At 33.9% G+C, this 13,545-nt stretch carries 12 protein-coding genes and 1 riboswitch; of the genes, 11 read left to right on the plus strand and 1 reads right to left on the minus strand.

The window, feature by feature from the left end; genetic code table 11:
• The first annotated feature begins 24 nt into the window (after nucleotides 1-24).
• The 7 genes from J5G60_RS04775 to J5G60_RS04805 all read left to right on the plus strand — a co-directional run bounded on the left by J5G60_RS04775 (nucleotide 25) and on the right by J5G60_RS04805 (nucleotide 8,341).
• Entirely contained in the window at nucleotides 25-318 is a 294-nt protein-coding gene (locus J5G60_RS04775; protein ID WP_150357166.1) for a 4Fe-4S dicluster-binding protein, read from the plus strand.
• Between the two features lie 29 nt (nucleotides 319-347).
• Nucleotides 348-1,538, plus strand: a complete 1,191-nt coding sequence (locus tag J5G60_RS04780; protein ID WP_150357165.1) for an oxalate oxidoreductase subunit alpha — start codon at nucleotides 348-350, stop codon at nucleotides 1,536-1,538.
• A 20-nt stretch (nucleotides 1,539-1,558) separates the two neighbouring features.
• Nucleotides 1,559-2,503, plus strand: a complete 945-nt coding sequence (locus tag J5G60_RS04785) for an oxalate oxidoreductase subunit beta (RefSeq protein WP_150357164.1) — start codon at nucleotides 1,559-1,561, stop codon at nucleotides 2,501-2,503.
• 278 nt (nucleotides 2,504-2,781) lie between these two features.
• Nucleotides 2,782-4,074 carry an oxalate/formate MFS antiporter gene (gene oxlT, locus J5G60_RS04790; RefSeq protein WP_150357163.1) on the plus strand — a complete coding sequence of 431 codons (1,293 nt, stop codon included), beginning with the start codon at nucleotides 2,782-2,784 and terminating at the stop codon, nucleotides 4,072-4,074.
• A gap of 425 nt (nucleotides 4,075-4,499) precedes the next feature.
• Nucleotides 4,500-6,998, plus strand: a complete 2,499-nt coding sequence (locus J5G60_RS04795) for an MBL fold metallo-hydrolase (protein ID WP_150357162.1) — start codon at nucleotides 4,500-4,502, stop codon at nucleotides 6,996-6,998.
• Nucleotides 6,999-7,115: 117 nt separating this feature from the next.
• Nucleotides 7,116-7,466: a hypothetical protein gene (locus J5G60_RS04800; protein ID WP_150357161.1), complete on the plus strand. Its 351-nt coding sequence runs from the start codon at nucleotides 7,116-7,118 to the stop codon at nucleotides 7,464-7,466.
• The gene (locus tag J5G60_RS04805) at nucleotides 7,463-8,341 is read left to right on the plus strand and encodes a GGDEF domain-containing protein (protein WP_150357160.1); all 879 of its coding nucleotides are present in this window, start codon (nucleotides 7,463-7,465) and stop codon (nucleotides 8,339-8,341) included. Before J5G60_RS04800 ends, J5G60_RS04805 begins: the two co-directional genes overlap by 4 nt.
• 155 nt (nucleotides 8,342-8,496) lie before the next feature.
• Here J5G60_RS04805 and J5G60_RS04810 read toward each other — a convergent pair whose 3' ends face one another.
• Entirely contained in the window at nucleotides 8,497-9,393 is an 897-nt protein-coding gene (locus tag J5G60_RS04810) for a D-alanine--D-alanine ligase (protein ID WP_150357159.1), read from the minus strand.
• A 200-nt stretch (nucleotides 9,394-9,593) separates the two neighbouring features.
• Between J5G60_RS04810 and pdxR the strand changes: the two genes are divergently transcribed.
• The 4 genes from pdxR (at nucleotide 9,594) to J5G60_RS04830 (ending at nucleotide 13,217) form a co-directional block, all read left to right on the plus strand.
• Nucleotides 9,594-11,039, plus strand: coding sequence for a MocR-like pyridoxine biosynthesis transcription factor PdxR (gene pdxR / locus J5G60_RS04815; protein ID WP_150357158.1), 1,446 nt, complete (start codon nucleotides 9,594-9,596; stop codon nucleotides 11,037-11,039).
• Complete coding sequence (locus J5G60_RS04820; protein WP_150357157.1) at nucleotides 11,039-11,593, plus strand: NUDIX domain-containing protein; 555 nt, start codon at nucleotides 11,039-11,041, stop codon at nucleotides 11,591-11,593. Before pdxR ends, J5G60_RS04820 begins: the two co-directional genes overlap by 1 nt.
• Nucleotides 11,594-11,688: 95 nt before the next feature.
• Nucleotides 11,689-12,495: an energy-coupling factor transporter transmembrane component T gene (locus J5G60_RS04825; RefSeq protein ID WP_150357156.1), complete on the plus strand. Its 807-nt coding sequence runs from the start codon at nucleotides 11,689-11,691 to the stop codon at nucleotides 12,493-12,495.
• Nucleotides 12,492-13,217 carry an energy-coupling factor ABC transporter ATP-binding protein gene (locus J5G60_RS04830; protein ID WP_150357155.1) on the plus strand — a complete coding sequence of 242 codons (726 nt, stop codon included), beginning with the start codon at nucleotides 12,492-12,494 and terminating at the stop codon, nucleotides 13,215-13,217. The genes J5G60_RS04825 and J5G60_RS04830 overlap by 4 nt, the downstream gene beginning before the upstream one ends.
• Before the next feature lie 42 nt (nucleotides 13,218-13,259).
• Nucleotides 13,260-13,435, plus strand: a riboswitch (cobalamin riboswitch).
• Nucleotides 13,436-13,545 lie beyond the last annotated feature (110 nt).

Below are 13,545 nucleotides of genomic sequence, written 5' to 3' on the forward strand. Positions count from 1 at the left end.
AAAATATTAAGGAGGTGCTGTAAAATGGCTGTACCGTATGAAAAGATTCCCTTTGCAGGAACTGTACCTTCTCCCCAGAAAGAAAATGAAGGTATGATTACTGGTAATTGGCGTACTAGAAGGCCAATATTAGATTCTGAAAAATGTGTGGAGTGTCAAACTTGCTGGATTAGTTGCCCTGATTCTTGTGTGAATCTCATGACTAAAGATAGCCCTATTACCTTTAATTTAAAATATTGTAAAGGTTGTGGAATTTGTGCTGAAGTATGTCCAGTAGGAGCAATTACTTTAGTACCCGAACTGGATTTTAAAGATTGAGTTTATATTAACAGGAGGTGAATTGAAAAATGAAAAGCAATATAAAAAGAATGTCAGGGTGTGTGGCGACAGCTAATGCAATTAAATTGGCTAATGTGGATGTTATATGTTCATATCCAATCCGCCCATATACCGGAATTATGTCAGAGCTGGCAAGGATGGTGGCAGATGGAGAATTAGATGCTGAATTTGTTCTAGGTGAAGGAGAACATGGGCAGTTGAGTGTTGTTTATGGAGCTTCCGCTGCTGGGGCCAGGGCTTTTACAGGCAGCTCAGGAGTAGGTGTAACCTATGCTATGGAGGTGTATTCACCGATTTCAGGAGAAAGGCTTCCACTTCAGATGGCAATTGCAGATCGTACTTTAGATCCGCCAGGTGATTTTGGTTCAGAGCATACAGATGCTCTATGCTGTCGTGATCAAGGGTGGATTCAGGGATGGGCTTCTACACCTCAGGAAGCACTGGATTTAAGCCTTATGTATTATCGCATTGGTGAGGATCCACGTGTTCTTTTACCGCAGTATGCCTGTCAGGATGGATACTTTGTATCCCATATTCTTGGTGAAGTAGATGTACCATCTCAAGAGCAGGTGGATGCATTTTTACCGCCTTATAAAAACCGTCACGTGCTGGATACAAAAAATCCTGTAATTATAGGACCGCAGATGGAACCTGAAATGGGACCTGGGACTCAATATCAGAGACATATGGCCGTAGAAGGGGTGTATAAAGTATTTGAAGAAGTTCATGAGGAATTTGCGGATATATTTGGACGTAAATATGATCCTTGGCTTGAGAAATATATGACTGATGATGCTGAATCGGTTATTTTCATCCAGGGAGGACATGCCGAAACAGCTAAGAATGTGGCAAAGCATTTGAGAAATCTGGGTGAAAAAGTTGGCGTAGTTAGGCTGCGTACACTGCGTCCTTTCCCAACTAAACAGGTACGTGAAACCTTGAGCAAATTTAAAGTGGTAGGTGTGGTAGATAACTCGGTTAATTTCGGAATATCCTGTGGAGCAGGTGTTCTTCTTACCGAAGTCAGGGCAGCTCTATATAATAACGATAAGAAAGTGGAAACCATTGGATTTGTAGCAGGACTTGGAGGTTCCATGATTACTCAGGATGAGTTTTATAAAATGTTTAATATTATGAAAAATGTAGCCAAAACCGGGAAAAATGAAAAACAGAGTTATTGGTCACCGTTTGAATTGTAAATATGAAAGGAGGAAGTCAAGTGTTAGAAGAAATTAAATCTATTAAGGAAGCACCAAAAGAAGAATATTATGTTCCAGGTCATCGTACTTGTGCTGGATGTGGGCCTGCACTGCAGTATAGATTAGTTGCCAAAGCAGCAGGCAAGAATACGATTTTTATCGGACCTACAGGTTGTATGTATGTCGCAAACACAAGTTATGGATGCGGACCTTGGGCTGTTCCATGGATACATGCGCAAATTACCAATGGTGGAGGGGTTGCCTCTGGAATATCAGCAGCATTTAAAGCTATGATACGTAAACATAAAACCGATGCAGAATACCCTAATATCATTGTAATGGCCGGTGACGGCGGTACTTCTGATATTGGAATACAGTCACTATCTGCTGCCTTTTACCGCGGACATAATATAGTATTTATTTGCTATGATAATGAATCCTATGCCAACACGGGAATTCAAGCCTCTCCAACTACACCTTATGGAGCATGGACTACTTTTACTCCAGCTGGTCCTGTAGTTCCAGAAGGTAGAAAACTTATGCCAAAGGATATTACTAAGATCATGGCTCATGGCCATCCTGAATTAAAATATCTGGGAACTGCATCGGTGGGTTATCCTCTGGATTTGATGAATAAAGTGCGTAAAGCTTGCAATGCGGAGGGACCAGCTTTTCTCTATATTCATGCACCATGTCCAAAAGGATGGAGCTTCCCGGCAGAAAAAACAGTTGAAATTGCTAAATTGGCAGTTCAAACAGGTATGATACAGTTGTATGAACTTGTAGATGGAAAGTATAAGTTGACTTATAAACCTGCTAAGTTGAAACCAGTCAGTGAATATATAAAGTATCAAGGACGATTTAACCATCTTAAGCCTGAACATATTGAGAAACTTCAGAAATTTGCAAATCAACGTATGAAAGAGGTCGGAATAGAATACCGTGTGCCTCCAGTAGTAGAATAATAAATTTTAATTAAAATATATTAGTAGTAGCAATATCTGTAATCAAGTGGTTCTTAGATTCAGGTGTAATTTGCTAATAAGGAATTTTCTCCATCTGGACCTTATTAACAGTATTTTACGTTATTCTTTAGGTGAAAACTTATCCCCGGATTGATTTATTGACTCCGGGGTTCTAATTGAAAGAGAGTAAGGTGATAAAAAGGTAGATATTGTCAACTGACTCATTAATTTGAGTGAGATCTTTGAAAATTAAATATTAATTTAAGGAGGAATAATGCATGACTAATGTTGATGAGATGAGAGTTAAAAATATCAATGCATATGGATCAATCCTCGGGAACCGTTGGGTTCAACTTATAGCTGCTGTCATTGCCATGATAATGATTGCCAATCTGCAGTATGCCTGGACTTTATTTACCACTCCATTAGTTGCACAATTAAAGTCATCTCTAGCTGTCATTCAGTATGCTTTTACTCTGTTTATTATGTTTGAAACCTTTGTTCAGCCGGCAGGAGGATATCTGCTTGACAGATTTGGCTCAAAACTGATGTTTATCCTTGCAGGCCTATTTATTGGAGTGGGCTGGAGTATGATGGGACAAGTAAATTCTGTAAGTGGTCTGTATTTTGCCTATGCTATGGCAGGAGTTGGTGCAGCAATTATCTATGGTGGTTGTGTTAGCGTGGCAATTCGTTGGTTCCCAGATCGAAGGGGTATGGCTTCCGGTATAATAGCAGGTGCTTTTGGTCTTGGCTCAATGCCTTTTGTGCCGGTAATTGATAAATTATTGCAAAACAGCGGTGTTGCACAAGCTTTTCTGGTCACTGGAGTTTTACAGGGCATTGTAATCATAATTGTAGCTTTGATTTTGCGTTATCCTGTTGGTTCTAAAATGCCTAGTAAAAAAGAGAAAATTGCCAAGTTAGATCAATCCCAAATTGGATTCAGCCCTACACAGATGCTGAAAACTCCGAATTTCTGGCTTATATGGTCCATGTTCTTTTCTATTAGTGTAGGTGGACTCATTATCACAGCTAATACTAAACCTTTTGGAAAGGAAATGGGAATAGCTTCCTCAATTATTGTGCTGGCAGTCATGTTAAACAGCCTGGCGAATGGAATAGGAAGAGTTTTTTGGGGATGGATTTCAGATAGGTTAGGTCGTCCTAGGACCATGTTCATATCTTTCGGTTTAAATGCAATATTCTTGTTTATTTTACCTGTCATAGGTGGTAATGGTATTCTCTATGTAATTTGTATGATGTGTATAATGTTTACATGGGGACAGCTCTTTTCGTTGTTTCCACCGACTAACGCAGATGTATTCGGTTCCACTTATGCTGCTACCAACTATGGATTTCTCTATAGTGGAAAAGGAATAGCCTCTATTTTAGGTGGAGGTCTAGGAGCATACCTCGCTAGTTCTTATGGATGGAACGTAGTATTTTCATGTGCTGCAATACTTTCCTTATATGCCTGTATAATGTCACTGGTTTTGCCTCGCATACCAAAACCAGTGAAAAAACAGCCTGTGGTAAGTAAGGAAGAAGTTACTAAAGCTACTGATTAATATTTACCTAAAATATTTTTAAAGCCATTTCATTTCTACCTCTTACACTACACTTACAGTATACCATAAGCTCGAAATCATTTCAATAGTATTTGGTATACCAAATACCAATTCATATAAAGAATATACTGTAAGCTGTTCTAAAAGTTTGGTTTATTAAGCTAAATAAGTATAATTATAGGATAGGAGAAAGGGCTTATATTGTTGCAACAACTATATTGTGGAAATTTTGGAAATTCTATTGGAAATGGTTTTTTATTCTTTCTTTGCCTGATGTAAGTCCATAGTTGTAAAATAAGGTGTAACTTTTATTTTAAGTTATACCTTATTTTTAATGTAGTGTATTATAATTGTATAAGAAGATATTTTCATGTAAAGTATACTTACATAAACTACTTATATATAAGAAGGGAGAATTAGACAATATGGATATTTCATTTTTGGGAGGAGCCCGTGAAGTTGGAGGAAGCTGTATACTGCTGACAATATATAATAAAAATATATTACTGGACTGCGGCATAAGGCAAAGTTCTTCCAAAGATGTCCTTCCTGATTTTAAGTTGATTCAGGATAAGGGGGGCGTAGATGCCATAGTAATAAGCCATGCCCACATGGATCATATAGGCTCCCTTCCAATTATAAGCAGGGAATACCCAGAAGCCAGGATATATACTACCAGGATGACCAAGGATTTGATGAGAGTGCTGCTCTATGACAGTCTAAAAATTATGAACCACAGAGAAGGAGAAATTCCCCTGTATGCGGAAAAGGATGTCATAAGCATGCTGAATCGTGTATTTCCCATAAATTATATGGTTAAATTTACTGTATTCGACAATATAGTTCTTACTTTCTATATGGCAGGGCATATAGCTGGAGCCAGCTGTGTCTATATTACAACTCCAGAAGGTTCATTTTTTTACTCAGGTGATTTTTCTCTGTTTTCTCAGAAAACTGTGGAAGGGTTGAAACTGCCCAAATTAAGACCAGATGTGGCGATTTTCGAATCCACTTATGGTGACAGACTTCATTCAAACAGACAGGTAGAGGAAGAAAAACTTGTTGGTATAATAGATGAGTGCATCAGGGAAAAGGGTAAAATGCTGATCCCGGCCTTTGCTCTTGGAAGGGCGCAGGAGGTAATTCTCATTGTAAAAAAGGCGATGAATAAAAAAGTATTAAAAAATATTAAAGTCTATGTGGATGGAATGATAAGAGATATAAACAGAGCTTATAAATTAAACCCTCTGTATCTTAAAAATTCTCTGGGTAAAAAGATATTGAAAGGGATTGAGCCATTTTATGATGACAACATAATTGCAGTAAAGGATAATGAAACCAGGGAAAATATATTGGAAAGCGAAGAACCTTGTGTGATAATATCAAGCTCAGGCATGCTTACCGGGGGCTATAGCCAGTACTATGCGGAAAAAATAGCTGCTATGGAAAAGGGATATATAGTTATAACCGGCTACCAGGATGAAGAATCACCAGGGAGAAAACTGCTGGATCTTTTGAAAGATGAAGAGGATAAAAAATTATGCATAAATGAAAAAACCATTGAAGTAAAGTGTAAAGTTGAAAAAATAGGCCTTTCAGCTCACAGTGATAAATTTGAAATAAAGTCTTTAATTCATCTTTTAAATCCAAGAAGTATATTTATTGTTCATGGGGACCAAAAAGTAGTTGAGAGTTTTTCAAGAGAACTTTTTTCGGAAGTGACTGGAGAAATATATGCTCCTAAATGTGGGGAAAGTTATGAAATATATGTACACAGACCTCGAAAACAGCGGGAAAGATACATAGGCAAAATCATGAATTCCTATGAAGAATTGGATGAAGGCAATGTGAGAAAGCTATGGGAATTTGTATATGACAATTATGGGAAAAAGCTGTTTACGCTGGAAGAACTCTTCTATATATGGAGAGGCCGTAATAAATTGAAAAATTCTTTTGAGCATTTTCAGAAAATCATAATTGATTCTCCGTATTTTGAGAGCGACAGCAAAAGGTTGTTCTTGTTTGGCTGTCAGGAGGAGGAAAAGGTACGAAAAATTCTAGATAAGAAAGAGCTCAAACCAAATGAATTGAGGGAGATCATATATGAACATTTTGGCAAATTTAATTTTAAAAAAGCCAGCTATATATATGATGAGAAAAAAATTATTTTAAGCTTTGATTTTCCAGCTGTGGTAAACGGAGATATATATGATGTGATGAAAGAATTTCAAGAGGAATGGGGATGGGAAGTTAAAATAAGTAATAGGGTGAATATAAATGCGGTTTCAGAAATAATAAAAGAATTTTTTCAGAAGGAAAATATAAATAAGATATCCTATAGGCTGGAAAAAAATGAAGTTCTGGTAAACTTAAATTCACCAGTCGATATAGAAGAAAGCAAAGAGAGAAAATTTAAGAATATTACAGGAATGGATATTTTGATTAAATCAACGGGGGATTTAGCCACAAAGAATACAGATATTATAGCTGTAAAAGCTGATAATGAATGTGATACTATGGAACAAAACAAAGCTTTACAATTCATTGACGAGTTTTTTCACAGTGAGGAATTCAAACCCTATAAGAAAAGTGTGAAATCCTGCTTGAATAAAAAATATATAGAGCTGTCTTTTATTAGTCCTGTAATAGGGAAAAAATATAAAAGAAGTATTAAAAAAATAGCAGATAGTACAGGTTGGGATATAAGTATTTCAGAAAGTGCAAATCAGAATAAAATAATAGAAATGGCGGTAGTACTTTGCAAAAGAGAAAGCATAGAATTGAGAAAGAATCCGGCTTTTAATAGTTTTGATTTGAGTGTAGAATTGAAAATTAAAGAAGGATGTTTAGAAAACAATAAGGAAAAATTAAAGGATATAAAGAATGAGTTTGAACATAAAACAGGCTGTGTATTAAAATGGTAAATGAAAGTATAAAATATGACTTGTTATATACAGATTTGACAAGTATAAAATAATTTATAGAAGATTTAGACAAAATATGATAATATTATATATAAGTTACAGGAAGGGGACGTGTTAATGAAAAATAGAGATAAAGGTACGAAAACAGCGGAAGTATCAATGTATTTTTCGGAATTTGAAGTACCTCCAATGCAGGATGTTCTGATCATTGGCAAAAGGTCTCCTATTGGTCCGGAGGCAGCTAGAAGAATGGTAGACATGCTTTCTCCAGAACAATATGAAGTGATTAAAATAGAACATAAATATGTGGAGGCAATTGTTCTTAAAAAATCTTTAATAAATTTAATACCTGAAGATAAGTTGATTTCTATCATTATGGAGGAAGGAGGTAAAATTGCTGACGAAACAATGATTATAAAAGCGCAGGTTAGTATAACATTGCATGTTAGTAAATCCGTGGATTTATGATACAAAATGTTTTGAGTATAGCAGATAAAAATTTTTTAAAAGTCAATATGTTCTCAGGGGCGAATTCTATCCAGCACTGTTTTTATGAAAATGATGTTGAGTGTTTTGTAGTTTACAAATCTAATGAATTGGTTGGCATAGTTACAGAAAGAGAATTGATCAGGGCCCATCCCAATAGGATAATTGCAGATGTCATGTCGGATAGATATATATGTGTAAAGGGGAGTACGTATATATGGAAAACATTGGATATATTTAACAAGAATGAAGATTTAGAAATCATATTGGTGGAAGAAAAAAATGTTATTGTGGGATTTATTACAAAAATGATTTTAAAAATTGAATTGGGGAAACATATTGATTTACTTACGGAATTTTATAAAAGTGATTATATATTTTACAATGCTTACAGATTTATTCAGGAAAATAGAAATATTTCAATTATATTTATGGATTTAGATAATTTTGGATTCATAAATAAGAAATATGGGCATATAAAAGGAGACAAAATATTAAAATCAGTGGCCTCTATTTTAAAGAAAAATATTATTGTATCTGATAGTATCTGCTTCTGCAGATATGCTGGGGATGAGTTTGCTATTTTAACATCCTATTCTTCAAGCGAAAATAAGGTATTGGCAGAGCAGCTAATATCATCGATAAAAAAAAGTATTTTCCCAGATAAGATTTTAGTTTCGGTATCTATAGGAATAGCAGAGTATAAAGCAAAAAATCTCCATGAAGAAACTGATATATTAAATTGTATAGATAAATTGATTAATGCTGCAAGTCTAGCTTCTACTAGAGCAAAAAATATTAGCAGCCATTTATTTATAGCAGATGGGATAGACAATATATGTTTTAATGAAAGATGAATGTATTCAATTCACGATGTGTAAAAGTTCAAAGAACAAATATCAAGTATGACAATTTTTGACGGCAGATGAAATCTACCAAAATTGGACTTTGATATTTGAACTTTGAACTTCTTATATATCCTGAACCTGAAAATCGCATGATTTAGAAGTTATTATTTTTTAAGAGAATACTCAATTATTTTGTCTAACAATTGTGTAAAAGACATATTTACAGCATTAGCACTTTTAGGAAAGAGGCTATTTTTTGTCATACCCGGAAGAGTATTTAATTCAAGTACATATGGTGTATTGTCTTTTACTATCATATCCACTCTTACATAACCGGTGCATTTCAAAACCTTCCAGCATTTGAGGCATATTTTTTCTATTTCATTTTGAAGGGATTTTTCCAGCTCTACTATTATTTCTTCTGACCCGCCATCCGCATATTTGGAAGTGTAATCAAAAAAATTAGCCTTGGGTCTTATGGAGATAAGTGGAAGTACCTTACCGTTTAATATACAACAGGTTACCTCGTCACCTTTTATATATTTTTCGATTATAATTTCCCGGTCATAATCAAGAGCTAGCTTTACGGCATCTTCTACATGCTTTTTTTCGGTTACTATACTTGTAGCTACGCTTGAACCACCGCAATTGGGCTTTACAACTACAGGATATCCCATATCATCTAAGTATTTATAGTCTATTTCATCTATTGAATTGATACACAACCATTTTGCAGTATTAATTCCTGTAGCCTTAAATATTTTTTTGCTTATATCCTTATCCATGCATATTCCGCTTGTTAAAGGACCACAGCCTGAATATGGTATATCCATGGTTTCAAATACAGATTGAATTATTCCGTCTTCACCAAATTTCCCGTGAAGTGCGATAAATGCAAAATCTATATCTTTTACTTTTTCAAAAGCATCACTTTTTTTATCTATAACGATAGGTTTTACCTCGTATTTATTTTTATCCAGATAGTTTATTATCTCTTTGCCTGAGTTTAATGAAACTTCCCTTTCTGAAGATATACCGCCCATTATAACCCCTATTTTCATATCAATTCCTCCACATTTATTATTTTACCTACTATTGAATTTTGATATTATTGTTCTCAATAATTATTTTATACATTTACCTTGTAAAATAAAGAACCACATTTGGTCTATTTTGCTTAAGCTGTGGTTTCATATAGGACACTACCCTTTATTTATATGCACAATTGTGTAAAATATATATAGGTGAGGTGAAATCTATTATGTTCTCTGATATGAAAATAAGGGATAATAAATTTGTATATATACAATTAAAAGATTATATTAAAAGTATGATATTGAAGGGATTACTTAGGGCAGATGAAAAACTTCCCTCTTCCAGAGAAATGGCTTCAATGTTAAATATAAGCAGAAATACGGTGATGTATGCTTATGAATTTTTACAGGATGAGGGCTTTGTTTATATAAAAAGAGGAAAGGGCACTTTTGTTTCAGACGTAAAGGTAAATACCCAGGGAAAATGGAATATAGATTGGGAAGATGAAATAAATGAATATGGAAGGCTGTCGGAAAAATTAGATATAATCAAACATGAAACAAAATGGAAAAGTGGAATGATATCTTTTAAAAGCATAGCTCCTGATGAAAATCTTTTTAATATAGAGGAATTTAAAAAATCCTTTTTAAACCGCATGTCCATAGAAGGAAAAAAAATACTGAACTATGGATATGCTCAGGGTTATAAGTTTCTCATAGAATATCTTCTCAAGTATATGGAGAACAAAGGTGTTAATACAAGTGGAAAAGATATAATTATAACAAATGGTTTTACTGAGGGATTTGATCTGGTGCTGTCTTGTCTTACAAACAGGGGAGATAATATATTGTGTGAAAACCCCACTCATAATACGGCTATTAAGATTATGAAATTACATGGACTCAATATAAAAGGGGTCCAAATTGGTAAAGAAGGTGTAGATCTAAATGAGTTAAAAGAAAAATTAAAGGAAGGAAAATTTAAAATTTCCTATTTTATACCTTCTTATCACAATCCTACAGGCATTGTAATGTCTCCCGAAAATAGAGCAAAGTTGTATAATATACTTAAAGGTTATAATATACCTATAATTGAAGATGGTTTTAATGAGGAATTGAGATATTCAGGTGCCCATGTGCTTCCGATAGCTGCTATTGCAGGGAAGGGTAACAGTGTCATATACGTAGGAAGTTTTTCAAAAGTCTTGTTTCCAGGAATAAGGATAGGGTGGATATTGTCAGATAAGGTACTTACGGGATATTTGGAGAGTGTCAAGCGGGCAAGAAATATACATACTTCTTCTCTGGATCAAGCAATTTTTTATGACTATTTGCAAAGTGGAGATTTTAATAAATACATCAAAAAAGCTAGAAGAATATACAGGGAGAAATATGAATTTGCATTGAAATGTGCAAAGAATTATATACCCAATAGGGAAATACTTGGTGAAGGAGGAATGCATATTTTTATAAAACTAAAGGATATAAATTCCAGGCAGCTTTTAGAAAAATGCTGCGAGAGGAATGTTATATTCACTCCTGGAGATATATTTTATGTAGATGACAAGGGACAGGACACTTTGAGACTTGGTTTTTCAAGGGTGAGCAGAGAAGATATAAAAAAAGGTTTTAGCATAATTGGAGAAGAAGCTAAAAAGTTAGGAGGTATATGATGAGAAAATTATCGGATAAAACGCTTTACAGTGGAAACTGGATTAAATTGGAGGAAATAACTTATGAGGGAAAGAAACATGAACAGCTGAAGTGGGAAAGTATAGAGAGAACCAATACTACAAACACAGTTGTAATAATAAGTAAAATGGTTCCATCCAATAGATATATACTTATAAAACAGTATAGACCTACTATAGATAATTATGTTATTGGATTCCCGGCTGGACTTGTGGAAAGTGGAAGTTTACCTGAAAATGCATTGAGAGAGTTAAAAGAGGAAACGGGGTATACAGGAAATGTAAAATCTGTAGGGATTTCTCTGTATTCCAATGCAGCACTGTTGACGGACAAAGTAAGAGTAGTAAAAGTTGAGATAGATGAGAATTTAGAGGAAAATAAGAAACCAAAACAGAATTTAGAAGCAGCAGAAGATATAGAAGTAATTGCCCTGAAAAAAGAAGAGATAAAAAAATTTTTTTTAAAAGAGCAGGCTAGGGGAATTGCTGTGGCCATGGGTCCATGGTATGCTTTTTTTGGAATGGAGAATATATAATCAAAATTGAATTGGGAGTTTGTTTGAAATATAATCACAATTATGATATATTTTTAACATGGACATATTATAATTTGAAATTGCAGGTGTAATTTATGGAAGATTGGCTTTTAAAAAAAGATGATTATATTCCACCAGAAGATAAAGATAAATTTATAGACAAAAGTATTTTTTCTATATTACATCTATTATCTCTTATTAAAAGAAATAATAGAAATGAAAATAATCTCTTATACAATTTAAATCCCATAGTGAAATTGTCTTTTACTATTTTAAATATAATATTTTTATCTTTGTCCAAAAGTTTTCACTATGTATTTTTAATGGATGTATATTTTCTGTTGTTATTAAGCCTTTTGAATATAAAAGAAATAAAGAGAATACTGATTTTAAGTACAGCTGTTCCGCTGTTCACTGCTGTAATGCTCATGCCTTCCATGGTTATGGGCAATACAAAAAACAGCATTTTGCTTATACTAAAGGTAGTTGGAACTATAATTTCCATAAATACTCTATCCTATACTACCAGTTGGCATGATATAATAAAAGCACTGAAAAAGTTTTTTGTGCCTGATATTTTTATCCTAGTATTTGATATAACCTTGAGATATATTTACATTTTAGGAGAATTTGCTCTAGATATGTTTTATTCTCTTAAACTGAGATCGGTTGGAAAGAACAGCAACAAATATTCTTCCATTTCAAAACTCATGGGAGGTTTGTTTTTAAAGTCCAAGGAAATGGGAGATGAAATGTATTATGCCATGGAATGTAGAGGATTTACAGGAGAATATATATCTCATGTGAAGTTCAAGTTTAAGTTTGTTGATTTCCTATATTCAATAGTAAATATTTTTATAATAGGCATGTATTTTTACATAGCTAGGATGAGGTTAGGATGATAGAATTTAAGGATGTATCTTTTAAATATAAAGATGAAGAGGTGCTCAAGAGTATAAATGTTAAAATAGAACAGGGAGATTCAATAGCACTTATAGGTGCCAATGGCAGTGGAAAGTCAACTTTCTTAAAGTTATTGAATGGGATGATATTTCCTATGAGTGGAAGTTACTATTTTAATAATATACAGATATCTAGGAGTAAATTGGAGGATAGTAGTTTTTCTAAAAAGTTTCACAAAAAAATGGGATTTGTATTTCAAAACTCTGATGCGCAGCTTTTCTGTTCCAATGTATATGAAGAAGTGGCCTTTGGCCCAAGACAAATGGGAATGGACGAGGCTGAAGTAGAAAGAAGAGTGGAAGATTGTTTAAAACTCTTGAATGTAAAAAATTTACAAGACAAAGAGCCATATAACATAAGTGGAGGGGAAAAAAAGAGGGTGGCCATAGCTGCTGTACTTGCTCTTAACCCGGAAGTGCTGGTTTTAGACGAGCCTATGAGTGGCATAGATCCGAAGGGTAAAAAGTTTTTAAATAATTTGTTTATAGAGTTAAATAAGGCAGGAAAGACCATAATATGTTCTACACATGATTTTGAATATGTAAAGGGGCTTTTTAAACGTGTACTGGTATTTTCAGAAGATCATCATATAATAAGAGATGATGTTTATAATAAGGTAATTGAGGATAATGATTTTTTGATAAAATATAATATCAAGTAATCAGTTGACATGGAAAGTGGAATATAATAAACTTAAAACTATAATATAAAATAGATTCTAGGTGCCTTATATATAGGTGAAAAGGGAATGCGGTTAGAATCCGTAACAGCCCCCGCTACTGTATTTGATTATGAATTTTGACTTTTAACTTTAAAAGTAAGAGCTCAAAATAAATATGGATCATAAGCCAGGAGACCTGCCTAGTAGTTGTTTTTGCTTTCGGAGGGAAAGAACTTTTAGTATGTTTAATCTTTCAGTGTAAGCTGAATTTTTATGTTAAAAGCGATGAGCTCTAGAACTCATCGCTTTTTATTTAAATATATATTTT

This window comes from Clostridium sp. HV4-5-A1G (assembly GCF_900184915.1).
GTDB classification, from domain to species: Bacteria; Bacillota; Clostridia; order Clostridiales; family Clostridiaceae; genus Clostridium_B; species Clostridium_B aromativorans.